Origin of the sequence: Streptomyces sp. ALI-76-A (genome assembly GCF_030287445.1) — a bacterium.
In the GTDB taxonomy this organism is placed as follows: Bacteria; Actinomycetota; Actinomycetes; order Streptomycetales; family Streptomycetaceae; genus Streptomyces.
In genome coordinates this window covers 6000509-6025232 of sequence record NZ_JASVWB010000002.1, presented here as the reverse complement: position 1 = coordinate 6025232, position 24724 = coordinate 6000509, and the positions used below count along the sequence as shown (strand labels likewise).

At 71.2% G+C, this 24724-nt stretch carries 23 protein-coding genes; 10 read left to right on the top strand and 13 right to left on the bottom strand.

Going from position 1 to position 24724, the window contains the following annotated elements:
- Positions 1–12: 12 nt before the first annotated feature.
- Entirely contained in the window at positions 13–1443 is a 1431-nt protein-coding gene (gene pyk, locus QQS16_RS28105) for a pyruvate kinase (protein ID WP_286064808.1), read from the top strand.
- Positions 1444–1649: 206 nt separating this feature from the next.
- Here pyk and QQS16_RS28100 read toward each other — a convergent pair whose 3' ends face one another.
- The 4 genes from QQS16_RS28100 to QQS16_RS28085 all read right to left on the bottom strand — a co-directional run bounded on the left by QQS16_RS28100 (position 1650) and on the right by QQS16_RS28085 (position 6017).
- A complete protein-coding gene (locus QQS16_RS28100) occupies positions 1650–3038 on the bottom strand; it encodes a hypothetical protein (RefSeq protein ID WP_286064807.1) in 1389 nt (462 codons plus the stop codon).
- Positions 3028–3648, bottom strand: a complete 621-nt coding sequence (locus tag QQS16_RS28095; RefSeq protein ID WP_286064806.1) for a DUF6114 domain-containing protein — start codon at positions 3646–3648, stop codon at positions 3028–3030. The genes QQS16_RS28100 and QQS16_RS28095 overlap by 11 nt, the downstream gene beginning before the upstream one ends.
- A gap of 104 nt (positions 3649–3752) precedes the next feature.
- Positions 3753–4385 carry a DUF6230 family protein gene (locus QQS16_RS28090; protein ID WP_286064805.1) on the bottom strand — a complete coding sequence of 211 codons (633 nt, stop codon included), beginning with the start codon at positions 4383–4385 and terminating at the stop codon, positions 3753–3755.
- A gap of 648 nt (positions 4386–5033) precedes the next feature.
- The gene (locus QQS16_RS28085) at positions 5034–6017 is read right to left on the bottom strand and encodes a tetratricopeptide repeat protein (protein WP_286064804.1); all 984 of its coding nucleotides are present in this window, start codon (positions 6015–6017) and stop codon (positions 5034–5036) included.
- Positions 6018–6221: 204 nt separating this feature from the next.
- On the opposite strand from QQS16_RS28085, the gene QQS16_RS28080 reads away from it, so the two are divergent.
- Positions 6222–6884 carry a TetR/AcrR family transcriptional regulator gene (locus QQS16_RS28080; protein ID WP_286064803.1) on the top strand — a complete coding sequence of 221 codons (663 nt, stop codon included), beginning with the start codon at positions 6222–6224 and terminating at the stop codon, positions 6882–6884.
- Between the two features lie 4 nt (positions 6885–6888).
- Here the strand turns inward: QQS16_RS28080 and icmA are convergent, their stop codons facing one another.
- The 5 genes from icmA to QQS16_RS28055 form a co-directional block, all read right to left on the bottom strand.
- Complete coding sequence (icmA, locus tag QQS16_RS28075) at positions 6889–8589, bottom strand: coenzyme B12-dependent isobutyryl-CoA mutase large subunit (protein WP_286064802.1); 1701 nt, start codon at positions 8587–8589, stop codon at positions 6889–6891.
- Between the two features lie 74 nt (positions 8590–8663).
- The gene (locus tag QQS16_RS28070) at positions 8664–9002 is read right to left on the bottom strand and encodes a DUF3817 domain-containing protein (protein ID WP_286064801.1); all 339 of its coding nucleotides are present in this window, start codon (positions 9000–9002) and stop codon (positions 8664–8666) included.
- A gap of 43 nt (positions 9003–9045) precedes the next feature.
- The gene (locus QQS16_RS28065; RefSeq protein WP_286064800.1) at positions 9046–9555 is read right to left on the bottom strand and encodes a MarR family winged helix-turn-helix transcriptional regulator; all 510 of its coding nucleotides are present in this window, start codon (positions 9553–9555) and stop codon (positions 9046–9048) included.
- 320 nt (positions 9556–9875) lie between these two features.
- Positions 9876–10169: an MTH1187 family thiamine-binding protein gene (locus tag QQS16_RS28060; RefSeq protein WP_286064799.1), complete on the bottom strand. Its 294-nt coding sequence runs from the start codon at positions 10167–10169 to the stop codon at positions 9876–9878.
- Positions 10166–10510, bottom strand: a complete 345-nt coding sequence (locus QQS16_RS28055) for a DUF3817 domain-containing protein (RefSeq protein WP_286064798.1) — start codon at positions 10508–10510, stop codon at positions 10166–10168. Before QQS16_RS28055 ends, QQS16_RS28060 begins: the two co-directional genes overlap by 4 nt.
- 247 nt (positions 10511–10757) lie before the next feature.
- Between QQS16_RS28055 and QQS16_RS28050 the strand changes: the two genes are divergently transcribed.
- From QQS16_RS28050 to QQS16_RS28035, 4 genes are all read left to right on the top strand, one after another.
- Positions 10758–11390: an AIM24 family protein gene (locus tag QQS16_RS28050; protein WP_286066481.1), complete on the top strand. Its 633-nt coding sequence runs from the start codon at positions 10758–10760 to the stop codon at positions 11388–11390.
- A 1-nt stretch (position 11391) separates the two neighbouring features.
- Positions 11392–12042, top strand: a complete 651-nt coding sequence (locus QQS16_RS28045; RefSeq protein ID WP_286064797.1) for an AIM24 family protein — start codon at positions 11392–11394, stop codon at positions 12040–12042.
- A gap of 2 nt (positions 12043–12044) precedes the next feature.
- The gene (locus tag QQS16_RS28040) at positions 12045–12842 is read left to right on the top strand and encodes an AIM24 family protein (protein ID WP_286066480.1); all 798 of its coding nucleotides are present in this window, start codon (positions 12045–12047) and stop codon (positions 12840–12842) included.
- Between the two features lie 92 nt (positions 12843–12934).
- Positions 12935–13411, top strand: coding sequence for a MarR family winged helix-turn-helix transcriptional regulator (locus tag QQS16_RS28035; protein ID WP_286064796.1), 477 nt, complete (start codon positions 12935–12937; stop codon positions 13409–13411).
- An 18-nt stretch (positions 13412–13429) separates the two neighbouring features.
- Here QQS16_RS28035 and QQS16_RS28030 read toward each other — a convergent pair whose 3' ends face one another.
- Together QQS16_RS28030 and QQS16_RS28025 are read right to left on the bottom strand one after the other, a co-directional pair.
- The gene (locus tag QQS16_RS28030; protein WP_286064795.1) at positions 13430–14851 is read right to left on the bottom strand and encodes a sensor histidine kinase; all 1422 of its coding nucleotides are present in this window, start codon (positions 14849–14851) and stop codon (positions 13430–13432) included.
- The gene (locus QQS16_RS28025) at positions 14848–15516 is read right to left on the bottom strand and encodes a response regulator transcription factor (protein WP_286064794.1); all 669 of its coding nucleotides are present in this window, start codon (positions 15514–15516) and stop codon (positions 14848–14850) included. Before QQS16_RS28025 ends, QQS16_RS28030 begins: the two co-directional genes overlap by 4 nt.
- Positions 15517–15641: 125 nt before the next feature.
- On the opposite strand from QQS16_RS28025, the gene QQS16_RS28020 reads away from it, so the two are divergent.
- Entirely contained in the window at positions 15642–16403 is a 762-nt protein-coding gene (locus tag QQS16_RS28020; RefSeq protein ID WP_286064793.1) for a PepSY domain-containing protein, read from the top strand.
- 173 nt (positions 16404–16576) lie between these two features.
- On the opposite strand, the gene meaB is transcribed toward QQS16_RS28020, so the two are convergent.
- Entirely contained in the window at positions 16577–17533 is a 957-nt protein-coding gene (meaB, locus tag QQS16_RS28015) for a methylmalonyl Co-A mutase-associated GTPase MeaB (protein ID WP_286064792.1), read from the bottom strand.
- Positions 17534–17656: 123 nt separating this feature from the next.
- Complete coding sequence (locus QQS16_RS28010; protein WP_286064791.1) at positions 17657–18859, bottom strand: acetyl-CoA C-acetyltransferase; 1203 nt, start codon at positions 18857–18859, stop codon at positions 17657–17659.
- A 150-nt stretch (positions 18860–19009) separates the two neighbouring features.
- Here QQS16_RS28010 and mce point away from each other — a divergent pair, with 150 nt between their 5' ends.
- From mce to QQS16_RS27995, 3 genes are all read left to right on the top strand, one after another.
- Positions 19010–19450, top strand: a complete 441-nt coding sequence (gene mce / locus QQS16_RS28005) for a methylmalonyl-CoA epimerase (RefSeq protein ID WP_286064790.1) — start codon at positions 19010–19012, stop codon at positions 19448–19450.
- A gap of 234 nt (positions 19451–19684) precedes the next feature.
- Entirely contained in the window at positions 19685–23599 is a 3915-nt protein-coding gene (gene scy, locus QQS16_RS28000; protein WP_286064789.1) for a polarized growth protein Scy, read from the top strand.
- Positions 23600–23782: 183 nt separating this feature from the next.
- Positions 23783–24718: a coiled-coil domain-containing protein gene (locus QQS16_RS27995; RefSeq protein WP_286064788.1), complete on the top strand. Its 936-nt coding sequence runs from the start codon at positions 23783–23785 to the stop codon at positions 24716–24718.
- Positions 24719–24724 lie beyond the last annotated feature (6 nt).

Below are 24724 nucleotides of genomic sequence, written 5' to 3'. Positions count from 1 at the left end.
TAGGATCGCCCCATGCGCCGTTCCAAAATCGTCTGTACTCTCGGCCCCGCGGTCGACTCCCACGAACAACTCGTGTCGCTGATCGAAGCCGGCATGAATGTGGCCCGCTTCAACTTCAGCCACGGCACGCACGCCGAGCACCAGGGGCGGTACGACCGCGTCCGTGCCGCCGCCAAGGAGACCGGCCGGGCCATCGGTGTCCTCGCCGACCTCCAGGGCCCGAAGATCCGGCTGGAGACCTTCGCCGAGGGTCCGGTCGAGCTGGAGCGCGGTGACGCGTTCGTCATCACCACCGAGGACGTCGCCGGTGACAAGCAGATCTGCGGGACCACCTACAAGGGCCTGCCCGGTGACGTCACCAAGGGCGACCAGATCCTCATCAACGACGGCAACGTCGAGCTGAAGGTCACCGAGGTCGAGGGCCCGAAGGTGAGGACGATCGTCATCGAGGGCGGTGTCGTCTCCGACCACAAGGGCATCAACCTGCCCGGCGCGGCCGTGAACGTGCCGGCCCTGTCCGAGAAGGACATCGAGGACCTGCGCTTCGCGCTGCGCATGGGCTGCGACCTGGTCGCCCTGTCCTTCGTCCGGGACGCCAAGGACGTCGCCGACGTCCACAAGGTCATGGACGAGGAGGGCCGCCGGGTCCCCGTCATCGCCAAGGTGGAGAAGCCGCAGGCGGTGGAGAACATGGAGGACGTCGTGATGGCGTTCGACGGCGTGATGGTCGCCCGTGGCGACCTGGCCGTCGAGTATCCGCTCGAGAAGGTCCCCATGGTGCAGAAGCGCCTGATCGAGCTGTGCCGGCGCAACGCCAAGCCGGTGATCGTGGCGACCCAGATGATGGAGTCGATGATCACCAACTCCCGCCCGACCCGCGCCGAGGCCTCCGACGTGGCGAACGCGATCCTGGACGGCGCGGACGCGGTCATGCTGTCGGCGGAGTCCTCGGTGGGCGCGTACCCGATCGAGACCGTGAAGACGATGTCGAAGATCGTCACCGCGGCCGAGCAGGAGCTGATGTCCAAGGGCCTGCAGCCGCTCGTCCCCGGCAAGAAGCCGCGTACGCAGGGCGGTTCGGTCGCGCGTGCCGCGTGCGAGATCGCCGACTTCCTCGGCGGACGGGGCCTGGTGGCCTTCACCCAGTCCGGCGACACCGCCCGGCGCCTGTCGCGCTACCGCGCGGTCCAGCCGATCATCGCCTTCACCACCGACGAGAGCACCCGCAACCAGCTCACGCTGAGCTGGGGCGTGGAGTCGCACGTCGTGCCGTTCGTGAACAGCACCGACGAGATGGTCGACCTGGTCGACCAGGAGATCACCAAGACCAAGCGCTTCAACCCGGGCGACATCGTCATCATCACCGCGGGCTCGCCCCCCGGCGTGGCGGGCACGACGAACATGCTCCGCGTCCACCACCTCGGCGGCGGCGACGGCAACTGACCGGCCGCGGCTGACTGTGCGCGACGCCGAGGGCGCCCCCTGCGACAGGGGGCGCCCTCGGCGTTCCACGCGGTCAGCGGCTGCCGCCGGGTGCACCCCCGGGCCGCCGCGCGCAGGACAGGACTGTGCCCCGCCGGACGGGTGTCCGGCGGGGCACAGTTTCTGGCGGCTCCCGGAAAAGGCCGTCGACGATGACGCTCAGCCGGTCAGGTCGTGTACTGGTGCAGCCCGGGAACGGTCAGCGTGCCGCCGAACTGGCCGGCCTGCTGGACCTTCGCGTTGGTGAAGTAGATCAGGGGGATGTTCAGCGGCGGCGGGTGCTCCGGATCGAAGGTGATCGGGATCAGCCCGAACAGGTTCCCGGAGATGCTCTCCGTGTACATGATCGTGTCGCCGTCACGGATGGTGGACGTCGTGCCCTTGCCCGCCTGCACGTGGTAGGTCTTCCCGGACTGCTTGTCCTGCACCGTCTGGTGCAGGTCGCCGATGTCGGTCCCGTCGGAGATGACGTACTTCAGGACCTTCTTGACCTGGCCGCCGGCGGTCTTCACCTCGACGACGCCCTTGTAGTCGGCGCCCTTGAGCGTCAGCGAGCTGGCGTTCAGGTACCAGGGCGCGTCCGGCAGCGGGACGGCGTTGTCGATGCCGCTCTCCGCCTCCGTGGCGACCGGGCAGTCCTCCGCGTCCGTGGAGGGGCTCGCGGACGGGCTGGGCGAGGACGTGGCGTCCGGGGAGGCGCTCGCGGCAGGCTCCTCGACGGCCTCTGTGGTGTCCTCGGCCGCCTCGGACGCGCTGTCCGTGGCGTCCTTCCCGGTGTCGCCGACCGGGTCGGTGACCTTCTCGGCCGTGTCCTCGACGGCGTCGAGGTCCTTGCCGGCGCCCGCCGGACCGTCCGAACCGGCCGGGCTCTCCGACGCGGACGGGGTCGCGGACGGGCTCGGACTCGCGCTCTCCGTCGCCTTGGTGCCGCCGGTGAAGACACCGGTGATCGCGTCGCCGATCTCCTCCAGCAGGTTGCCGTCGCTCTCGGAGGGCGAGGGCGACGCGGTGCCGGTGCCGGACGCCGAGCCGCCGTCCCCCTCCGGCGAGGCGGAGGCGGAGGCCGAGGGCGCGGGGGCGGGGTCGGCCTCGTCGCCGGAACCTGAATCCGGCGAAGGGGAGTCGTCCGGGGATCCCGGGCCGTCGCCGCCCGAGGAGCCGTCGCCGCCCGGGGAGGCGGACGGGCTGGGCTCGGCGGTGCCGGTGTCCGGGGAGTCCGTGGAGTCGTCGGACGGGTCCTCGGAGCCGTCGCTCGGCGAGGCGGACGGCGAGGGGCCGTCCGACGCCGAGGCGCCGTCCTCCAGTGCCGTGAGGCAGTCCTTGTACTCGTCGGCCGTCAGGCTCCTGGACGTGGGCTGGTCGTCGGCCAGCGCGAGCGTGGGTGTGAACCCCATCCCCATGAGGACCGCGGTCGGCATGGCCGCCAGGGCTATCGCCTTGCCGGCCGGCACGTGGAGCCTGGTGAACAGCGGCTTCTTGGGTGCCGCGTGGCGCGGCCCGGTTCTCACACGGGACGCGTCCACGTCCATCCCGTGGGTCACCTCGTCAGCCGGCACTGTGCCTCCCGTTCGCCCCGTTGACCGGGATCGTTCCTGACAGATCGTTCGGCTCGCCGAGGTCGTGCACGGGCTGGGGCACCGCGGTGCCGGGGTCGCTGTCCGCGGCGGGCGGGGCGTCCTTGGCGAACGACACCGCCGGGCCCGCGGCCTCGGGAGCATCGCTCTCCTGCGCGGGCACTCCCGGCGCCGGCGGCGTGAGCGGCTCGCCCGGCACCCAGGCCACGGCCATCGCCCCGCCGACGAGGGCGAGGAGGAAGCCGACGATGAAACCGCCGAAGTTGGACACCGGAAGGGACACCAGTCCCAGCAGGATCGCCGCGACGCCCGCGAAGGTGCGTACGTGCTTCTGGAACCAGAGGCTGACGCCCAGGACGGCGAGCAGCACGCCGATGATCAGGGAACCCGCGCCGGCCGTGGTGGCCATGGTCAGCGTCAGGTGACCGATCTGAAGGTTCGCGTACGGGAAGTAGGCGATGGGGAGTCCGGCGAGCAGGACGAACAGCCCGGCCCAGAACGGCCGAGTGCCCCGCCAGGCGCGGAAGTTCCGCTGGAAGACCCGGAGATAGTGCTCATCGCGACCGGGCGCGGCAGGAGTCTCGGCGCTCATGGAAAAACAGCTCCCTGGAACGGCTTTGCTGTGGTGAGTGGTTCTGCGGTTCGCAGAGTGGACGGGCGGGGAGGCCACCGGCTCCCCCGCCCGTCAGTGAGTGCTCAGTAGCACTCCTTGACGCCCTTCGACAGCGACATCTTCAGACCGCTGAGCTTGAAGGTGCCGGCGGTGGTCGCCCACGCCGTCTGCTTCACGTCGGTCAGCGTGGCCCTGGTGGCCTGCTGGCCGAACCCGAACGGGTTGGCGGTGTCACCGCTCTTGATGCCCGGACCCTTGCTGAGGTCCTTGCCGGCCACACCGATGTCGATGTTCTCGAAGGTGGCGTTCGCCTCGAGTTCCTCGACGTCGATGTAGAGGTTGTCCGCCTGGACCGGCGTGCCCTTGCCGCCCGCGCTCAGCGTGAGGCTGACCGACCCGAGCAGCGGGATGTTCGGGGTGACGACCGACTGGCACATGTTCGTGATCGAGGCCTTCTCGAAGGCCGAGACCGCGACGGGGTGAGCCGTCTTCTTGCCGTCGAGGGTGTACCCCGAGTCGATGGCTCCGTACTGCGAGAAGCCCGTGCCCTCGATCCGGTCGGCCGTCACCTTGAACGACTGCCCCGACACGCTGAACGACGCGGCGAGGGCGCCCTGCGCGAGAGCGATACCTATACATGCCGTGGCGGCAACGCTGGGCACCATGACCACAGCGAACCGCTTCCATCTGGTCCCGCCACGCACCTGGGACTCCATATTTCCTCCTTCTCGGACGTACATCTCCTGGCCCTGGCTTCCCCTGTCGGGTCGACGGCTCAGCCGGGCAGGGATGGGAGAAGTGCTACGTCCTCGGGAAGGGGAGCGCCTGTACTCGGTGGCGCGAACCGCACCCGAATCACCGGCGATCACCCCCGAGCGACAACCACTGGTCGCGCCTGACACGCATCACGCACAACCCTGCTGGACAGGCTTCGCCGAGCGGCGAAGACCCCCCTGCCCAAGAGCCGGCGCCACTGCCGCCGGCTCTGCTCGGTGGGGACCCTGGGTTCCCGTCGACCCAACCGGCTGTCGGGGTACGGGATTGGACCGAGCGTCGCCGATCGTGGTGCATTCTCGCCGTCGACACAAGGGGGTTCGTTACTCGCTAGTAACGGCCGGATAACCGAACAACGACCCGCTGGTCTCGGTCGGCGACGCTCGGTGTCAGACAGGGGCGTGACAAAGCTGTTGATCATTGGACAGAAAGCGACAGATCAACGCCTCTGACTTACTGCAAGTAACAGCGGCCGCGATTGCCAAGATTTGGCAAAGCGCGGCCGCACCGGCCCCTGTGGGCCAATCTTCACTCGGGCATCACATGGCAGGAGGTTTAGCGACTGGTCAGAAACCGGACCGCCGCGCCGGTCAGAACAGGGCGCGCGCCAGCGCCCTGCGCGCCGCCGCCACCCGGGGATCGTCGGCGCCGACGACGTCGAACAGCTCCAGCAGCCGCACCCGCACGGCCTCCCGGTCGTCACCCGCCGTGCGGCGCACGGTGTCGATGAGCCGGCCGAAGGCGTCCTCCACGTGACCGCCCACCAGATCCAGGTCGGCGGCGGCGATCTGCGCCTCGGGGTCGCCGGGCTTCTCGGCCGCCTCCTTGCGCACCTGCTGCGCGTCCAGTCCCTGCACCCGCTGGAGCAACTCGGCCTGGGCCAGACCCAGTCGGGCCTCCGTGTTGCCCGGGTCGTCGGCCAAGACGTTCTTGTAGGCCTGGACGGCACCGCCGAAGTCGCCCGCGTCCAGGGCGTGTACGGCGGCTTCGAGGAGCGCGTCGTACGGTCCGGCCGGCGTCGGCGCGGGAGCGGTCTCGGCGACCGCGCCCGGCTCGGCGTCCGGGTCGACCACCAGGCCGGTCAGGCCGAAGCGCTGCTCGGCGACCTGCACCAGCTGGTCCAGGGTCTGCCGGATCTGCGCCTCACCGGCGGCGCCCTGGAAGAGCGGCAGGGCCTGTCCCGCGACCACCGCGAAGACGGCCGGGATCCCCTGGACCCCGAACTGCTGCATCAACATCTGGTTGGCGTCGACATCGATCTTGGCGAGGAGGAAGCGCCCGTTGTACTCGACGGCGAGCCGCTCCAGGACGGGGCTCAGCTGCTTGCAGGGCTGACACCACTCCGCCCAGAAGTCGATGACGACGGGCACCTCGGCGGAGCGCTGCAGGACGTCCTGCTCGAACCCCGCCTCATCGACGTCGATGACGAGATCGGCCGGGGAGATCCCTCCCGGCCCGCCGCCCTGTCGGGCCGCTTCGGCGCGCGCCTGCTCCGCCTTCGCCTTGGCCTCCTGGGCCGCCTTCACCGCGGCGAGGTCGACGACTCCGCTCATGGACATGTTCCGTGGCTGCATGCGTCTATCCTCCCCCGTTCGCGCCCGCGTGTGAAAAGCGCTGTGAAAGCCGGTCGTGCCACGTGCTCCTCCGCGCCGGGTCCCCACCCCGCACCAGTGGTTTCGCTACGGGTCGTAGCGTAATGGCGCCGGGTCCCTCCGGGCCACCCACCCCCGGTGATCTCCCTCACGGACGCGTCCCAACCGTCGGTTTATGGTCAGGGGATGCAGAGCCGCACCTCCGTCCCGCGCGCCGCCGGACGCCCCCGCAGCCCCACCGCGGACACCGCGATCCTCGCGGCCACCCGGGCGGCGCTGGTGGAGCTGGGCTGGTCGAAGCTCACGCTCGGGGACGTGGCGACGCGCGCCGGGGTGGCGAAGACGACGCTGTACCGGCGCTGGGCCGGCAAGAACGAGCTGGTCGTCGACGCGGTGGCGGAACTCTTCGACGAGCTGGAACTCCCCGACTGCGGCACCCTCGCCGCCGACATAGAGGGCGTGGTCCTCCAGTTCGCGGCGATCCTGGCCCGCCCGGAGGCGAAGAGCGGCCTGATGGCGGTGGTCGCGGAGTCGACCCGCGACGACGCCCTGCGCGAACGCATCCGCGCCTCCATCGTGGACCGCCAGAAACGCCTGGTCCTGGAGGGCCGCCGCCGGGCCCAGCGACGCGGCGAACTGCCGCCGGCGTCCGACCCGCGGGAAGCGGCCCGCACGGTGGACCTCATCTTCGACGTGGTCGCCGGCGCGGTGGTCCACCGCACCCTGGTGAGCGCGGAACCGGCGGACGAGGAGTGGGTCCGCGGCTTCACCAGGGTGCTGCTGCTGGGCCTCTCGGGTGCGGGAGCGGAAGGGACAGCAGGAACGGGAACGGGAACGGGAACGGACTAGCCGGTCAGAACCCCGCCGGTTCCGTGTACACCCCCCACTCGTCCCGCAGCACCCCGCAGATCTCGCCCAGCGTCGCCTCGGCCCGTACCGCCTCCAGCATCGGCTCGATCATGTTGCCGCCGGTGCGCGCGGCCGCGAGCATCGCGTCCAGGGCGGACCGTACGGCGGAGTCGTCCCGCGCGGACCTGCGCGCGCCCAGCGCCCGCACCTGGTCCCGCTCCACCTCGTGGCTGACCCGCAGGATCTCCAGGTCGCCGGTCACCGAGCCGGTGTGGACGTTGACGCCGACGACCCGCTTCTCACCCTTCTCCAGGGCCTGCTGGTAGCGGAACGCGGACTCGGCGATCTCACCGGTGAACCAGCCGTCCTCGATCCCGCGCAGGATCCCGGAGGTGACCGGCCCGATGGGGTGCCGCCCGTCCGGGTGCGCCCGGAGGCCCCGTTCCCTGATCCGCTCGAAGATCTTCTCCGCGTCCGCCTCGATCCGGTCGGTCAGCTGCTCGACGTACCAGGAACCGCCCAGCGGGTCGGCCACGTTGGCGACGCCGGTCTCCTCCATCAGCACCTGCTGCGTGCGCAGCGCGATCTCCGCGGCCTGCTCGGAGGGCAGCGCGAGCGTCTCGTCCAGGGCGTTGGTGTGCAGCGAGTTGGTGCCGCCGAGCACCGCCGCGAGCGCCTCCACCGCTGTCCGTACGACGTTGTTGTACGGCTGCTGCGCGGTCAGCGAGACCCCGGCGGTCTGGGTGTGGAAGCGCAGCCACTGCGCCTTGTCGCTCTTCGCCCCGTACACGTCCCGCATCCACCGTGCCCAGATCCTGCGGGCCGCGCGGAACTTGGCGATCTCCTCGAAGAAGTCGACGTGCGCGTCGAAGAAGAAGGACAGTCCGGGCGCGAAGACGTCCACGTCCATGCCGCGGCTGAGCCCCAGCTCCACGTACCCGAACCCGTCCGCGAGGGTGTACGCCAGCTCCTGCGCGGCCGTCGAACCGGCCTCGCGGATGTGGTAGCCGGAGACCGACAGCGGCTTGTAGGCGGGGATGCCGGCCGCGCAGTACTCCATCAGGTCGCCGATCAGGCGCAGGTGCGGCTCGGGCTGGAAGAGCCACTCCTTCTGGGCGATGTACTCCTTGAAGATGTCGGTCTGGAGGGTGCCGTTGAGGACGCCCGGGTCGACGCCCTGCCGCTCGGCGGCGACGAGGTACATGCAGAAGACGGGCACGGCGGGCCCGCTGATGGTCATCGAGGTGGTGACGTCGCCCAGCGGGATGTCCTGGAACAGGACCTCCATGTCGGCGGCGGAGTCGATGGCGACACCGCAGTGCCCGACCTCGCCCAGCGACCGCGGGTCGTCGGAGTCGCGCCCCATCAGTGTCGGCATGTCGAAGGCCACGGACAGCCCGCCACCGCCGTTGGCCAGGATCTTCTTGTAGCGCTCGTTGGTCTGCTCGGCGTTGCCGAACCCGGCGAACTGCCGGATGGTCCAGGTACGCCCGCGGTAGCCGGTCGGGTACAGGCCACGCGTGAAGGGGTACTCCCCCGGCCACCCGATCCGCTCGAAGCCGTCGTACCTGTCCCCCGGCCGTGGTCCGTACACCGGCTCCACCGCGTCCCCGGAGAGCGTGGTGAAGTCGGCCTCCCGCGTGCGCGAGGCGTCGTACCGGGCCTGCCAGCGTCGGCGGCCCTCTTCGATGGCGTCAGCGTCCATGCCACAAATTTACTTGGACGTCCTAGTAAATGTCGATGGCCGACCGCCGCACGTGTGTCCGTGCGGCGGTGAGGTTACGCCTTGGCGGCCACCGGAGCGCCCTCGGTGATCAGCGGCTCCACCTCGCGGCTGATCTTCCGCTCCACGAAGAAGGCGGCCGTGGGAACCGTCCCGGCCAGCAGCACCCAGATCTGCTTGGCGACCGGCCACTTCGCCTTCGAGCCCAGATCGAAGGCGAAGACGAGGTACAGGATGTACAGCCAGCCGTGCGCGATGCCCACGACGCGGGTGAAGCCGTCCGCCCCGTCCATGTCGAGCAGGTACTTGGCGATCACGCCCAGGGTCAGCAGGACCAGCAGCACACCGGTGACGTAGGCCATCACCCGGTAGCGCGTCAGCACGGACTTTTTCATGCGTACGAGCGTAACCACGCGCCCGGGGAGCCCGTGCCCCGGGTCAGTCCTCGTCGAAGTCGTGTGCCGAGACGCGCAGGGGTCTGAGCATCGCGAAGATCTCCGCGCACTCCTCCGCGTCGTACACGCCGAGGCCGAAGTCCATCGCCATCAGGTCGCGGGTGGCCGCGTCGACGACCTCGCGGCCCTTTTCGGTGATGGTGGCGAGGGTGCCGCGGCCGTCGTTGGGGTTGGGGCGCCTGGCCACCAGGCCCGACTTCACCAGGCGGTCGACGGTGTTGGTCACCGACGTGGGGTGCACCATGAGCCGCTCGCCGATCTTCGACATCGGCAGTTCACCGGCCTTGGAGAAGGTGAGCAGCACCAGCGCCTCGTAGCGCGCGAACGTCAGTCCGTACGGCTTGACCACGGCGTCGACCTCGGCGAGCAGGATCTGCTGCGCGCGCATGATCGAGGTGATCGCGGCCATGGACGGCACGTTTCCCCAGCGCTGCTTCCAGAGCTCGTCGGCGCGGGCGATGGGGTCGAAGGGGAGACTGAGCGGCTTCGGCACGTCTTGACCTTACCGGCCGGTCACATACCGGTCAGCCCCGTCTCGCCTGTCGGTCCCGGGTGCGGGGGGCTCTGACTCGTGGCGGGCCGCTCGGTGCGCGTAGCGCGTTCGGTCGGGTGGTGGGTCGGGGACGGGTCGGGGGTTGCGGCCCCCTGGTGGTGCTGGTTCAGGGCCCCTTGCGGCCCGTCCAGGGTTTGCGAGGGTCGCGTCTCGGCGCCGGGCCGGCGAATCCAGCCCGTCCGGCGTTTGAGGACGAGGCCCCTTCAGGGCCGACACGGGGGTTCGGGGGCCAAGCCCCCGAAGGCGTGCGGGGGGAGCGGCTACGCGGAGAGGTGGCGCTCCACCGTCTCCACCTTGGACGTGAGCCCGTCCGTCACCCCGGGACGGATGTCCGCCTTGAGGACCAGCGACACGCGCGGCGCCCGTGCCTCCACCGCGGCCACGGCCCGCCTGACGACGTCCATGACCTCGTCCCACTCACCCTCGATCGACGTGAACATCGCGTCGGTGCGGTTCGGCAGGCCGGACTCGCGCACGACCCGGACGGCGTCGGCGACGTACTCCCCCACGTCCTCGCCGACGCCCAGCGGTGTCACGGAGAAGGCGACGATCATGCGCCGACGACCCCTTCCTTGCGGGCGCGGGAGGCGATGACCGCGTCCTCGGTCTCCCGCCGGAGCCTGCGCTCGGCGAAGAAGCCGCCGGCGGGCAGCACGGAGAGGACGAAGTAGAGGGCGGCCGTCTTCAGGGACCACTTCGTGCGGTTCCAGGCGTCCGCCCAGAAGATCACGTACAGGACGAACAGGACGCCGTGGACCATCCCCATCACGGGGACCGCGTTGAAGTCCGTGGTCCGCTTCAGCACCGAGCAGACGAGCAGGAGGAGGAAGGAGATCGCCTCGGGGGCCGAGACCAGGCGGAGGCGGCGGAGGGAGGTGGCGGTCTTGAGGTCCACGGGTCACCTTCGGTGGGAGAGACGTCGGACGTTTGTGAATGCGAGCACAAAGGTCCGTCCATTGTGGCAAACGGTTGTGCGGCGCCCGGTGCGGGGTCGCCCCGTGACGGCGTCGCGCACGGGAGCCGGCCCGGGATCAGCGGGCCCCCGGGCGGCGGACGGATCCCCCAGGGGACGATCGGGGCCTTTCTCCACCTCTGGGACCTGTTGGCCGGGGCCCACCTGGGGCTACCTTCACAGCGTGGCGATGTTCCGACTTCAAGGCAGCAAGGTGCTCGCCGTCGACATGACCGGGGACGCCGTGAAGGCGAAGAACGGCTCGATGGTCGCGTACGACGGGCAGATGGACTTCAAGAAGCTCAGCGGCGGCGGTGAGGGCATCCGGGGGATGGTGACCCGGCGGATCACCGGTGAGCAGATGACACTGATGGAGGTGAAGGGGCACGGGACCTGCTGGTTCGCGGACCGGGCCTCGGAGATCAACCTCGTCGCCCTTCAGGGGGACAAGCTGTACGTGGAGTCGAGCAACCTGCTCGCGACCGATTCGGGGCTGCGGACCGGCACCTCGTTCACCGGCACGCGCGGCGCCTCGCAGGGCAACGGGCTGTTCACGACGACGATCGAGGGCCACGGACAGGCCGCGATCATGTCGGACGGGCCGGCGGTCGTGCTGCGGGTGAGCGCGCAGTTCCCGCTCACCGTCGACCCCGGCGCCTACATCGCCCACCAGGGCGACCTGCGGCAGTCCTTCCAGTCGGGTGTGACGTTCCGCACGTTCATGGGCGAGGGCGGCGGCGAGGCCTTCCAGATCCGCTTCGAGGGGGACGGCCTGGTGTACGTCCAGCCGAGCGAGCGGAACACGATCGCGGGGGACGTGTGACATGGCCTTGCGTGAGATCAACTCCAAGATGGTCGAGGCCACGGTCGTGCCCGGGCAGCGGCTGTTCAGTCAGCGCGGGGCGATGCTCGCCTACCAGGGCGAGGTGTCCTTCACCCCGAACATGCAGGGCGGCCAGGGCGGGATCACGTCCATGATCGGCCGCCGGGTGGCGGGCGAGGCGACGCCCCTGATGAGCGTCGAGGGCAACGGCACGGTGCTGTTCGGGCACGGCGGCCATCACGTCCAGGTGATCCACCTGACCGGCGAGACCCTCTACGTGGAGGCGGACCGGCTGCTCGCCTTCGACGGCACCCTGGAGCAGGGGACGATGTTCATGGGCGCCCAGGGCGGCGTCATGGGCATGGTCCGGGGCCAGGTGACCGGCCAGGGGCTGTTCACGACCACCCTGAGGGGACACGGCTCGGTCGCGGTGATGGCGCACGGCGGGGTCATCGAGGTCCCGATCACCCCGCAGCGCCCGGTCCACGTCGACCCGCAGGCGTACGTCGCCCACCACGGCGACGTCCGCAACAAGCTGTCCACCGCGCTGGGCTGGCGGGACATGGTGGGCCGCGGCTCCGGCGAGGCGTTCCAGCTGGAGCTCAGCGGCAACGGCGCGGTGTACGTCCAGGCCTCGGAGGAGAAGCTGTGAGCATGTACGGGGCTCCGGGCGGCGGCCCGACGGTCTACGACCCGTTGACACTGCCGTCCGACGACAACGTCAACAACCACACCTTCTGCGTGGAGCTCAAAGGGAGCCAGTGGTTCCTGCAGAAGGGGAAGATGATCGCCTACTACGGCTCGATGACTTTCGACGGCATCGGACACGGCCGGCTGGACGGTCTGGTGCGTACGTCGTTCCATTCGCCTTTGCACGCCGCCGACTGGGTCGTGGCCGCGGGCTCCGGCAAGATGCTCCTCGCCGACCGGGCCTTCGACGTGAACTCGTACGACCTGGAGAACGGCAACCTGACCATTCGCTCGGGCAACTTGCTTGCTTTTCAGCCAACTCTCGCCCTCAAGCAGTCGATCGTGCCGGGCTTCCTGACCCTCATCGGAACCGGAAAGTTCGTGGCGGCCTCCAACGGTCCGGTGGTGTTCATGGAACCGCCGATCCGGGTGGACCCGCAGGCGCTCGTCGGCTGGGCCGACTGCCCCTCGCCGTGCCATCACTACGACCACGGCTACATGACCGGTCTGATGGGCGGACTACGTGCGCTGACGGGCCTCGGCGGGGCCTCCGGCGAGGAGCACCAGTTCGAGTTCGTCGGGGCCGGCACGGTCCTCCTCCAGTCGTCGGAGGCACTGATGGCCGAGCAGGCCACGGGGGCGGTTCCGCAGCAGGCCGGAGTACCCGGGGGCGGCGGGTCACCCGCGGGCCCCTCACAGCAGCCGGGCGCACCGCGCCTTCCCGGACAGCTGGGAGACCTCCAGCGTCGCTTCGGGCTGTGAGCGGTAGTCTGCGGAGTGTGACGTCGAACGTGTGCACGCCGTCACGCCACCCTCACTAGTTCGCCTTTCAACATTTTAGGTAGACTTCATTCATGGAGACCGAGACGGCCACGCGCTGGCTGACGGATGCGGAGCAGTGCGCCTGGCGCACCCACCTGGAGGTCAACAGGCTGTTGACGTATCAGCTCGAAAAGGACCTGCAACCGTTCGGCCTGACCCTGAACGACTACGAGATCCTGGTGAATCTCTCCGAGTCGGAGGGCGTACGGATGCGGATGAGCGACCTCGCCTCCGCCACCCTCCAGTCCAAGAGCCGCCTCTCCCACCAGATCACGCGCATGGAGAACGCGGACCTCGTTCGGCGCGAGAACTGCGAGTCGGACCGCCGAGGTCTGTACGCGGTGCTCACCGAGCACGGCATGGAGACGATGAAGAAGGTCGCGCCCCATCATGTGGCGTCCGTGCGAAGGCACTTCATCGATCTGCTGTCCCCCGAGGCCCTCACGGAACTCGACAAGGCCCTGAAGCCCATCGCGCAACACCTGCGCGGGCACCGGGGACGCCCCTGACCCGGGCGGCACCGCTTCCTAGGCGAGCGGCAGGCGGAGTTCGAACAGGGCTCCGCCCGCCGGCGCGTCCCGGACCGTGAGGCTGCCTCCGTGCCGTACGGCGACGTCCCGGGCGATGGCGAGTCCGAGCCCGGCACCCCCGTCGTCCCGGCTGCGGGCGTCGTCCAGCCGGACGAACCGCTCGAAGATCCGTTCCCGGTCCTCCTCGGGCACCCCGTCCCCGTCGTCGGCGACCTGGGCCACCGCCCACTCCCCCTCGCACCGCACGCTCACGGCGACCGTGTGGCGGGCGTGCCGCCGCGCGTTGTCCAGCAGGTTGGTCAGCAGCCGTCCCACCTGCCCGCGTGACCCCGCCGTCCGGACGGCCTCCGGCGCCCGGACGGTCACCCCGGGCCGCCCCTCGGCCTGCTCCCGCACCAGCGCGGCGAGGTCGAACCGGGCGTCGGTGGCGGGCCTGTCCCCCGCGTCCAGCCGGGCGAGCAGCAGCAGGTCGGCGGCGAGCCGCTGAAGCCGTACGGTGTCCTCGACGGCACCCTCCACGTCCAGCAGCTCGGGGTGCGCGGCGCCCACCTCCAGCTGGGTGCGCAGGGACGCGATCGGGCTGCGCAGCTCGTGCGAGGCGTCGGCGACGAACCGGCGCTGCCGCTCCACGGAGGCCTCCAGGGCGGCCAGCGTCTCGTTGGTGGTGCGGGCGAGCCGGGCCACCTCGTCGTGGGTGTCCGGTACCGGCACGCGGCGCGCGAGGTCCTCGGAGGCGGTGATCGCGGCCATCTCGCCGCTGATGCCCTCGACCGGGCGCAGAGCGCGCCGGGTGACCAGCCAGGTCACCGCCGCGACGACGGCGAGCAGCAGCGGGAAGCCGATCAGCATGACGGTCAGCGCGGTCCGCACGGCGCCCTGTTCGGCGGACAGGGGCGCGCCGGCCCAGACGGTGAGCGTGCCCTGCTGCTCCGTCTCCACCTTCACGGCGGCGAAGCGGTAGTCGGCGGTGTCCTGGTCGACGGTCACGGAGCCGTTGGTGAAGGTGGTCGAGTCGTCGATCTCGCCGGGCTCCAGGGAGTCGCCGGCGTGCGCGTCGTCGTCGCCGTCCTCGTCGCCCTCGGGGGCCGTCGTCGTCGACGGGCGCGCCTTCACCTCCGGCGTGCCCGCGCCGCTGATCCGTTCCAGGTCCTCGCTGACGGCGACCAGCGTGCCGTGCTCGTCGACGACCTGGACCGGCCCCTCGTCCGCGTCCAGGGCGAGCTGCTCGGGCGTCTTCCCCACGGACAGCTCGGAGGCGACCGACCGGGCGGTGCGCTCCGCCTCCGTGCCCGCCTGGCCGATGAGGTTGGACCGCAGGGACAGCAGCACGGCCGCCCCGGCCGCCACCAGCGCCACGGCGACGACCAGGGTGGCCGCGAGGGTCGCCCGGGACCGGACGGAGCCGAACAGGCGGCTCATCGTTCCGCCTCCAGCCGGTAGCCGGCGCCGCGGACCGTCCGGATGAGTTCGGCGCGCAGCTTGCGCCGGAGGGTGCTGACGTACACCTCGACGATGTTCGGATCGCCGTCGTACGCGAAGTCCCAGACGTGCTCCAGGATGTCGGCCTTGGACACCACCTCGCCGGCCCGCAGCACGAGGTGCTCCAGGACGGAGAACTCCTTCGCGGTGAGGACGACCTCGTCCTCGCCGAGGAAGACCCGGCGGGCGGCCGTGTCGACCTTGAGGTCGCCGAGGACGTGCACGGGCGAGGCGCCGCCTCCCTGCGCGCGGCGGCGCAGCAGCGCCTTGATCCGGGCGACGAGGACGACGTACGAGAACGGCTTGGTGAGGTAGTCGTCGGCGCCCGTGTCGAGGCCCTCCGCCTCGTCGTACTCGCCGTCCTTGGCGGTGAGCATCAGGATCGGCACGTCGTGGCCGGCGGCACGCAGGGCGCCGCACACCCGGTAGCCGTTGAGGCCCGGCAGCATGATGTCCAGGATCACGAGGTCGTACGTGCCCTCGGTGGCCCGGTGCAGGCCCTCCCGGCCGTCGTGGACGACGTCCACGGCGTACCCCTCGGCGGTCAGACCCTTGGCGAGCGACAGGGCCAGCCGCTTTTCGTCCTCGACGATCAACAGGCGCATGCGTAAAGGTTCGCAAAGAGAAGCTGAAGATCACTTCAGGGGGTTTCAGGTGCCGCTCAGCGTCGGTCGGTGACGGTGGGTGACGTCGAAAGCGAACGCATCGCACGGACTCTGGAGGAACCCCCATGAAGCGCAACATCGTGATCGCCGCCGTCACGGCCGCCGCCCTGGCCGGAGGCGGCACCGCCACGGCTCTCGCGGTGACGGATGACGGCGAGGGGACGGCACGGCAGACGGCGGACGCGGCGCGGACGGGCACGGACGCCCGGGACGACGACCGGGACGACGACGGAAGCGACGACGCCGGCGAGGACACGCGCGAGGACCGGAACGACGACGCGGACCGTGTCGCGGCCGCGAAGGTGACGGCGGCCGACGCCATCGCCGCCGCGCTGAAGCACTCGCCCGGCACGGCCGTCTCCGCCGAGCTGGACGACGAGGACGGCCAGGACGACCAGGACGACGACCGGAACGGCCGGGCCGCGGACGGCGGTGACGCGGCGGTCGTCTGGGAGGTCGGGGTGCTGGCCGGCGACGACACCTGGCACAGCGTGCGGATCGACCCCGCGAGCGGGAAGGTGCTCGGCTCGCACACCGGGAGCGAGGACGACACCGCTCAGGTGCGCGCCGCGCTGAAGGGCGCGTCGGTGACGGCGGCGGACGCGGCGCGGGCGGCGGCCGGCAAGGGCACGGTGACCTCGGTGGACCTGGACGAGGACGGCGCGTCCAGGAGCTGGGACGTGGAGACGCGGACCTCCGGCGAGGCCGAGGAGGACTGGAACGTCGGGCTGAGGACCGGGAAGGTCACGGCGGACACGGCGGACGACGACAGTGGCCAGGACGCCGGTCGGGACCAGGACGACGACAACGGCAACGACGACGCCTGACGGGTGGTGCGGGGCGGTGGGGGTGAGGGCGGGGGCCGGGAGGTTCTCGCCCCCGCCGCCCCTTCCCGTCCCGTCGCGGGGAGCCGCGCCCCCCAGACCCCTGCTTCGGGCCTGAAGGGGCCTGTCCTCAGACGTCGGACGGGCTGGGAGGAGCCGGACGGGCCGGGAGTGGCTCAGGTCTGTGTCAGGCCCGTCACCAGTTCGTCCGCCGCCCGGTACGGGTCCAGCTCGCCGGCGACGATCCTCTCGGCCAGGGCGCTGAGCCGGCGGTCCCCGTGCAGGTCGCCGATGCGTTCACGCAGGGCCGTGACGGCGATGGCCTCCACCTCGTGGGCCGCGCGGGCGCGACGCCGGTCGGACAGGACGCCCCGCTCCTCCATCCACGCCCGGTGCTTCTCCAGCGCCTCGACGACCTCCTCGACGCCCTCGCCGCGCGCGGCGACCGTCTTGACGATGGGCGGGCGCCAGTCACCGGGGCCGCGGGACTCGCCGAGGCCCAGCATGTGGTTCAGCTCGCGGGCCGTGGCGTCCGCGCCGTCCCGGTCGGCCTTGTTGACGACGTACACGTCGCCGATCTCCAGGATCCCGGCCTTGGCCGCCTGGATGCCGTCACCCATGCCGGGTGCCAGCAGGACCACGCTGGTGTCCGCCTGGGACGCGATCTCGACCTCCGACTGGCCGACACCGACCGTCTCGACCAGGATCACGTCGCAGCCCGCCGCGTCCAGCACACGGATCGCCTGCGGGGCCGCCCAGGCGAGACCGCCCAGGTGGCCGCGGGTCGCCATCGAGCGGATGTAGACCCCGGGGTCGGACGCGTGCTCCGACATGCGCACCCGGTCGCCCAGCAGCGCCCCGCCGGAGAACGGCGAGGACGGGTCGACGGCGAGCACGCCGACCCGCTTGCCCTGCTTGCGGTACGCCGTCACCAGGGCCGACGTCGATGTCGACTTGCCGACCCCCGGTGAACCGGTCAGCCCGACCACGTACGCCCCGCCGGTCAGCGGAGCCAGCGTCGCCATGACCTCCCTGAGCTGCGGGGACGCCCCCTCCACCAGGGAGATCAGCCGGGCCACGGCCCGGGGCCGGCCCTCCCTGGCCTGGGCGACCAGTGTGGAGACGTCCTGCATCACAGCTCCGTTCACGAAGAGACCACGAGTAACACGGGAGGCACGGGACCTCGGGAACCACCGGCCCACGGAACCGCGGGAACCGCGGGAACCGCGATAAGGGGGTCGGCCGGTAAGCGTTGCTCAGGCCTTGGGCACCCGCACGATCAGCGCGTCACCCTGGCCGCCGCCGCCGCACAGCGCCGCCGCGCCCACGCCACCGCCGCGCCGCTGCAGCTCCAGCGCCAGGTGCAGCACGAGACGGGCGCCGGACATGCCGATCGGGTGACCCAGAGCGATGGCACCGCCGTTGACGTTCACCCTTTCCGTGGAAACTCCGAGGTCCTTCATTGACTGCACGGCGACCGCCGCGAAGGCCTCGTTGATCTCGATCAGGTCGAGGTCGGAGACGTCCAGGCCGTCCTTCTTCAGGGCGTGCAGGATCGCGTTGGACGGCTGTGACTGGAGCGAGTTGTCCGGGCCCGCCACATTGCCGTGGGCCCCGATCTCCGCGATCCACGCGAGGCCCAGCTCCTGCGCCTTCGCCTTGCTCATCACGACCACCGCGGCGGCGCCGTCGGAGATCTGCGAGGCGGAGCCCGCCGTGATCGTGCCGTCCTTCGCGAACGCCGGGCGCAGCTTGCCCAGCGACTCGGCGGTGGTCTCGGGCCGGATGCCCTCGTCGGTGCCGACGACGACCGGCTCGCCCTTGCGCTGCGGGATCTCCACGGCGGTGATCTCGGCGTCGAACAGGCCGTTCTTCTGGGCGGCGGCGGCGCGCTGGTGGGAGAGGGCGGCGAACTCGTCCTGCTCGGGGCGCTCGATGCCGAGGCGGGTGTTGTGCTTCTCCGTCGACTCGCCCATCGCGATGTTCTCGAAGGCGTCGGTCAGACCGTCGTGCGCCATCGCGTCGAGCATCTCGATCGCGCCGTACTTGAAGCCCGCGCGGGACTTCGGCAGCAGGTGGGGGGCGTTGGTCATGGACTCCTGGCCGCCCGCCACGATCACGTCGAACTCACCCGCGCGGATCAGCTGGTCGGCCAGGGCGATGGCGTCGAGGCCCGACAGGCACACCTTGTTGACGGTGAGCGCCGGGACGTTCATCGGGATGCCGGCCTTGACCGCGGCCTGCCGGGCCGGGATCTGCCCCGCCCCGGCCTGGAGCACCTGGCCCATGATCACGTACTGCACCTGGTCGCCGCCGATGCCCGCACGGTCGAGGGCGGCCTTGATCGCGAAGCCGCCGAGGTCGGCCCCGGAGAAGGACTTCAGCGAGCCCAGCAACCGTCCCATGGGCGTCCGGGCGCCCGCGACGATCACCGAGGTCGTGCTGTTCGATCCAGTCATGAGCTGCGATCCCCTTACCGGCCCGCACAGGCCGAGGAGTGAACGAGGGTTTACTTCGAATGTACTGAGCGGTAGTCCACGCCGTCATCGGGCTGTCGGTGTGATCGCGCGCACGTTGCGTAACCACTCGAGGCGCGCTGCACTGGCACCATGCTGACGCGAATCGACCACATCGGGATCGCCTGCCACGACCTCGACGCGACCGTCGAGTTCTACCGGGCCACATACGGCTTCGAGGTGTTCCACTCCGAGGTCAACGAGGAGCAGGGCGTACGCGAGGCCATGCTCAAGATCAACGATACGTCCGACGGCGGGGCTTCGTACCTCCAGCTGCTGGAGCCGACCCGGGAGGACTCCACCGTCGCGAAGTGGCTCGCGAAGAACGGCGAGGGCGTGCATCACATCGCTTTCGGTACGGCGGATGTCGACGGCGCCGCCGCGGACATCAAGGACAAGGGCGTACGCGTTCTGTACGAAGAGCCGCGACGCGGCTCCATGGGGTCACGAATCACCTTCCTGCACCCCAAGGACTGCCATGGCGTACTGACAGAACTGGTCACTTCGGCGCCTGTTGAGTCACCTGAGCACTGACCCCCGTACATATGGGCCGGTAGGGTTGGGGGCGGTCGCCGCTCGCAACCAGGGCGACCGGGGTCCTGCCGTGACGGCCGGACCCGTCCGGGGTCCGGGTTTCGGGGGACGAGCGTCGGGGCAGCAGCCCATGCTCCGTCGTTGATCTGACACCATTCCCCGGGAGCCCCGTTCGGCGGATGGACGGAGCTCGTACGGAGAGACTTGCGACCAGGGGACGGATGGGACCGCGCAGTGCGGGGCTACGAGAGCCAGGAGCGGGAACCGGCGGCTGACGTCGATCACCTCACTCGTTTCGAAGCCGAGATGAAGCGGCTGAAGACCGAGCGGGAAAAGGCGATCCAGCACGCCGAGGACCTCGGCTACCAGGTCGAGGTGCTGCGCGCCAAGTTGCACGAGGCGCGGCGCACCATCATGTCCCGGCCCTCCTTCGACGGCGGTGACCTCGGCTACCAGGCCGAACAGCTGCTGCGCAACGCGCAGGTCCAGGCCGACCAGCTGCGCCAGGAGGCCGAGCGCGAGCTGAGCCAGGCCCGGGCGCAGACCCAGCGCATCCTCCAGGAGCACGCCGAGCAGGCCGCCCGGCTCCAGGCGGAGCTGCACCAGGAGGCGGTCACCCGCCGCCAGCAGCTGGACCAGGAGCTGGCCGAGCGCCGGCAGACCGTCGAGTCGCACGTCAACGAGAACGTGGCCTGGGCGGAGCAGCTGCGCGCCCGGACCGAGCAGCAGGCCCGCCGGCTCCTCGAGGAGTCCCGCGCGGAGGCCGAGCAGGCCATGGCGGCCGCCCGCGCGGAGGCCGAGCGGCTGACCGGCGAGGCCCGCCAGCGGTTGCAGAGCGAGGCCGAGTCGGCCCGTACCGAGGCCGAGCAGCTGCTGCGCCGCGCCCGCGCGGACGCCGAGCGGCTGCTGAACGCCGCCTCCGCCCAGGCTCAGGAGGCCACCGACCACGCCGAGCAGCTGCGGACGTCCACCGCGACCGAGTCGGACGCGGCCCGCCGTGAGGCGCTGGAGCTGAGCCGGGCCGCCGAGCAGCGCATGACGGCGGCCGACGCGGCCCTGCGCGAGGCGCGCTCCGAGGCGGAGAAGGTGCTCGCCGAGGCCAAGGCGGCCGCCGAGAAGGCGCTGTCGAGCGCGGAGTCGGCGAACGAGCAGCGCACCCGCACGGCGAAGGAACAGGTCGCCCGGCTGGTCAGCGAGGCCACCAAGGAGGCCGAGTCCACCCGGGCGGACGCCGAACAGCTGGTCGCGGACGCCCGCGCCGAGGCCGAGAAGCTGCTCGACGAGGCCGCCGAGAAGGCCCGCACGCTCACCGCCGAGGAGAGCGCCACCCAGCTGTCCAAGGCGGCCAAGACGGCCGAGGACGTCCTCAACAAGGCCCAGGAGGACGCCAGGCGGACCACCAGGGCGGCCTCCGAGGAGGCCGAGCGGATCCGCCGGGAGGCCGAGAGCGAGGCGGACCGGCTGCGGGCCGAGGCGCACGACATCGCCGAGCAGCTCAAGGGCGCGGCGAAGGACGACACCAAGGAGTACCGGGCCAAGACGGTCGAGCTCCAGGAGGAGGCCCGCCGGCTGCGCGGCGAGGCCGAGCAGTTGCGCTCCGACGCGGTCGCCGAGGGCGAGAAGATCCGCGGGGAGGCCCGCAAGGAGGCCGTCCAGCAGATCGAGGAGGCGGCCAGGACCGCCGAGGAGCTGCTGTCCAAGGCCAGGGCCGACGCGGACGAGCTGCGCCAGAAGGCCACCACGGACAGCGAGAAGGTCCGCACGGAGGCCATCGAGCGGGCCACCTCCTTGCGCCGGCAGGCCGAGGAGACCCTGGAGCGCACCCGCAAGGAGGCCGAGCGGCACCGCGCCGAGGCGGTCGAGCAGTCCGAGGGCATCAAGGCCGACGCCGAGCGGGCCGCGCGCGAGCTGCACGAGGAGACCGAGCAGGCGATAGAGGCCCGCCGCGCGGAGGCCGCCACCGAACTGACCCGGCTGCGCACCGAGGCCGAGGAGCGCCTCACCGCCGCCGAGCAGGCGCTGGCCGACGCCCGCGAGGAGGCCTCGCGGATCCGCCGGGAGGCCGCCGAGGAGGCCGACCGGCTGCGCGCCGAGGCCGCCGAGCGGATCCGTACGCTCCAGCAGCAGGCCGAGGCCGAGGCGGACCGGCTGCGCACCGAGGCCGCCGCCGACGCGTCCGCGTCCCGCGCGGAGGGCGAGACCGTCGCCGTACGCCTGCGGTCGGAGGCCGCCGCCGAGGCGGAGCGGCTGAAGTCGGAGGCGCAGGACACCGCCGACCGGGTGCGGGCGGAGGCGCAGGCCGCCGCCGAGCGGCTGGCGACGGAGGCCACCGAGACGCTGGCCGCCGCGCAGGAGGAGGCCAACCGGCGCCGCCGCGAGGCCGAGGAGATCCTCGGCGCGGCCCGCGAGGAGGCCGGCCAGGAGCGCGAGCGGGCCCGCGAGCAGAGCGAGGAGCTGCTGGCCTCGGCGCGCAGGCGCGTGGAGGAGGCGCAGGCCGAGGCCGTACGGCTGGTCGAGGAGGCGGACCGGCGGGCCACCGAGATGGTGTCGGCCGCCGAGCTCCACGCCCAGCAGGTGCGGGACTCGGTCGCCGGTCTGCACGAGCAGGCGCAGGAGGAGATCGCCGGGCTGCGCAGTGCCGCCGAGCACGTGGCGGACCGTACCCGCCGTGAGGCCCAGGAGGAGGCGGACCGGGTCCGCGGCGACGCGTACGCGGAGCGGGAACGGGCCACCGAGGACGCCAACCGGGTCCGGCGCGAGGCGACCGAGGAGACGGACGCCGCCAAGGCGCTCGCCGAGCGCACGGTGTCGGAGGCGATCGCGGAGGCCGAGCGGCTGCGCTCGGACGCGGCCGAGCACGCCCAGCGGGTGCGCACGGAGGCCTCGGAGACCATCGCGGAGGCCGACCAGGCCGCCGCCCGCACCCGGGCGGACGCCCGCGAGGACGCCAACCGCATCCGGTCGGACGCGGCGACTCAGGCCGACACCCTCATCACCGAGGCGCGCAACGAGGCCGAGCGGCTGACCACCGAGACCCTCACGGACACCGACCGGCTGCGTCAGGAGACGGTCGCGGAGGCGGAGCGGCTGCGCTCCGAGACGGTCACGGAGGCCGAGCGCGTCCGGTCCGAGGCGCTCGCCCAGGCCGAGCAGCTGGTCGCGGACGCGAGCGGCGAGGCGGAGCGGCTGCGGGCCGCGGCCGCCGAGACGGTCGGGTCGGCCCAGCAGCACGCCGAGCGGATCCGCGGCGAGTCGGCGCGGATCAAGGCGGAGGCGGCGGACGAGGCCGAGCGGCTGGTCACCGCGGCGCGCGAGAAGGCCGAGCGCACGCTCGACGAGGCCCGCAAGGAGGCCAACAAGCGGCGTTCCGAGGCGGCCGAGCAGGTCGACACGCTCATCACGGAGACCGCGGCCGAGGCCGACAAGCTGCTCACCGAGGCCCAGCAGCAGGCGCAGAAGACCACCGCGGACGCGGAGGCCCAGGCCGACACCATGGTCGGGGTGGCCCGCACCGAGGCGGACCGGCTGGTGTCCGAGGCGACGGTCGAGGGCAACGCGCTGGTGGAGAGGGCCCGGACGGACGCGGACGAGCTGCTCGTCGGCGCCCGCCGGGACGCCACCGCCATAAGGGAACGCGCGGAGGAGCTGCGCGACCGCATCACGAGCGAGATCGAGAACCTGCACGAGCGGGCCCGCCGCGAGGCCGCCGAGACGATGAAGTCGACCGGCGACCGGTGCGACGCGCTCATCAAGGCCGCCGAGGAGCAGCTCGCGAAGGCGGAGTCCAAGGCCCGGGAGCTGGTCTCGGAGGCCAATTCCGAGGCGGGCAAGGTGCGGATCGCCGCCGTGAAGAAGGCCGAGGGACTGCTCAAGGAGGCCGAGCTGAAGAAGGCCACGCTGATCAAGGAGGCCGAGGAACTCAGGGCCGAGGCGATCCGCGAGGCGCGGCGCACGGTCGAGGAGGGCAAGCGCGAGCTGGAGATCCTGGTGCGCCGGCGTGAGGACATCAACGCCGAGATCTCCCGTGTCCAGGACGTCCTGGAGGCGTTGGAATCCTTCGAGGCCCCGGTGGCGGGCAAGGACGGTGGCGTCAAGGCGGGCGCCGCGGTCGGTGCTCCCCGTTCGGGCGGCAAGTCGTCGGAGGGTTAGAACAGAGAGCGGATTCCGGTGCGTTCTGGGGCCTTTGACCAAGTCTTTGGCAAGTCGTCCGACGGTTAGCCACCCAAAAGGGGTGTCATTCTCCAGATCAAACACGCATCCGCTCGATGACACACCGCTTCGGCCCCTAGGATTCCCCCTATCACCTCACCGGTCTCATTCGACAGGAACCCCATGAGCGACACTTCCCCCTACGGCTTCGAGCTTGTGCGGCGTGGATACGACCGCGCTCAGGTGGACGAACGCATCTCGAAGCTCGTCTCCGACCGTGACAGCGCTCTGGCCCGTATCACTGCTCTGGAAAAGCGCATCGAGGAGCTCCACCTCGAGACGCAGAACGCCCAGGCTCAGGTCAGCGACGCAGAGCCGTCGTACGCCGGTCTCGGCGCACGTGTCGAGAAGATCCTCCGCCTCGCCGAGGAAGAGGCCAAGGACCTGCGCGAGGAGGCCCGCCGCGCGGCCGAACAGCACCGCGAGCTCGCCGAGTCGGCGGCCCAGCAGGTTCGCAACGACGCAGAATCGTTCTCTGCGGAGCGCAAGGCCAAGGCCGAGGACGAGGGCGTCCGGATCGTCGAGAAGGCCAAGAGCGAGGCGTCGCAGCTGCGCTCCGAGGCGCAGAAGGACGCGCAGTCCAAGCGTGAGGAGGCCGACGCCCTCTTCGAGGAGACCCGCGCCAAGGCCGCGCAGGCCGCCGCCGACTTCGAGACGAACCTGGCCAAGCGTCGCGAGCAGTCCGAGCGCGACCTGGCCTCGCGTCAGCAGAAGGCGGAGAAGCGTCTCGCGGAGATCGAGCACCGCGCGGAGCAGCTGCGTCTGGAAGCGGAGAAGCTGCGCACGGACGCCGAGCGTCGTGCCCGTCAGACCGTCGAGACGGCGCAGCGCCAGGCCGAGGACATCGTCGCGGACGCGAACGCGAAGGCGGACCGCATCCGTTCGGAGTCCGAGCGCGAGCTGGCGGCGCTCACCAACCGCCGCGACTCGATCAACGCCCAGCTGACGAACGTGCGCGAGATGCTCGCCACGCTCACGGGCGCCGCGGTGGCCGCCGCGAGCACGCCGGCCGACGACGAGCCGATCTCCCGGGGTGTTCCGGCTCAGCAGTCCCGGTAAGCGTGT

Excerpts from the sequence above, each read along its gene's own strand:
- QQS16_RS28050 (WP_286066481.1), top strand. The coding sequence starts at position 10,758 with ATGTTCCGACTTCAAGGCAGCAAGGTGCTCGCCGTCGACATGACCGGG.
- QQS16_RS27995 (WP_286064788.1), top strand. The coding sequence starts at position 23,783 with ATGAGCGACACTTCCCCCTACGGCTTCGAGCTTGTGCGGCGTGGATAC.
- QQS16_RS28030 (WP_286064795.1), bottom strand. The coding sequence starts at position 14,851 with ATGAGCCGCCTGTTCGGCTCCGTCCGGTCCCGGGCGACCCTCGCGGCC.
- QQS16_RS28090 (WP_286064805.1), bottom strand. The coding sequence starts at position 4,385 with ATGGAGTCCCAGGTGCGTGGCGGGACCAGATGGAAGCGGTTCGCTGTG.
- pyk (WP_286064808.1), top strand. The coding sequence starts at position 13 with ATGCGCCGTTCCAAAATCGTCTGTACTCTCGGCCCCGCGGTCGACTCC.
- QQS16_RS28025 (WP_286064794.1), bottom strand. The coding sequence starts at position 15,516 with ATGCGCCTGTTGATCGTCGAGGACGAAAAGCGGCTGGCCCTGTCGCTC.
- QQS16_RS28085 (WP_286064804.1), bottom strand. The coding sequence starts at position 6,017 with ATGCAGCCACGGAACATGTCCATGAGCGGAGTCGTCGACCTCGCCGCG.
- mce (WP_286064790.1), top strand. The coding sequence starts at position 19,010 with ATGCTGACGCGAATCGACCACATCGGGATCGCCTGCCACGACCTCGAC.
- QQS16_RS28080 (WP_286064803.1), top strand. The coding sequence starts at position 6,222 with ATGCAGAGCCGCACCTCCGTCCCGCGCGCCGCCGGACGCCCCCGCAGC.
- QQS16_RS28070 (WP_286064801.1), bottom strand. The coding sequence starts at position 9,002 with ATGAAAAAGTCCGTGCTGACGCGCTACCGGGTGATGGCCTACGTCACC.
- QQS16_RS28035 (WP_286064796.1), top strand. The coding sequence starts at position 12,935 with ATGGAGACCGAGACGGCCACGCGCTGGCTGACGGATGCGGAGCAGTGC.
- QQS16_RS28095 (WP_286064806.1), bottom strand. The coding sequence starts at position 3,648 with ATGAGCGCCGAGACTCCTGCCGCGCCCGGTCGCGATGAGCACTATCTC.
- QQS16_RS28010 (WP_286064791.1), bottom strand. The coding sequence starts at position 18,859 with ATGACTGGATCGAACAGCACGACCTCGGTGATCGTCGCGGGCGCCCGG.
- QQS16_RS28045 (WP_286064797.1), top strand. The coding sequence starts at position 11,392 with ATGGCCTTGCGTGAGATCAACTCCAAGATGGTCGAGGCCACGGTCGTG.
- meaB (WP_286064792.1), bottom strand. The coding sequence starts at position 17,533 with ATGCAGGACGTCTCCACACTGGTCGCCCAGGCCAGGGAGGGCCGGCCC.
- QQS16_RS28060 (WP_286064799.1), bottom strand. The coding sequence starts at position 10,169 with ATGATCGTCGCCTTCTCCGTGACACCGCTGGGCGTCGGCGAGGACGTG.
- QQS16_RS28040 (WP_286066480.1), top strand. The coding sequence starts at position 12,045 with ATGTACGGGGCTCCGGGCGGCGGCCCGACGGTCTACGACCCGTTGACA.
- icmA (WP_286064802.1), bottom strand. The coding sequence starts at position 8,589 with ATGGACGCTGACGCCATCGAAGAGGGCCGCCGACGCTGGCAGGCCCGG.
- QQS16_RS28020 (WP_286064793.1), top strand. The coding sequence starts at position 15,642 with ATGAAGCGCAACATCGTGATCGCCGCCGTCACGGCCGCCGCCCTGGCC.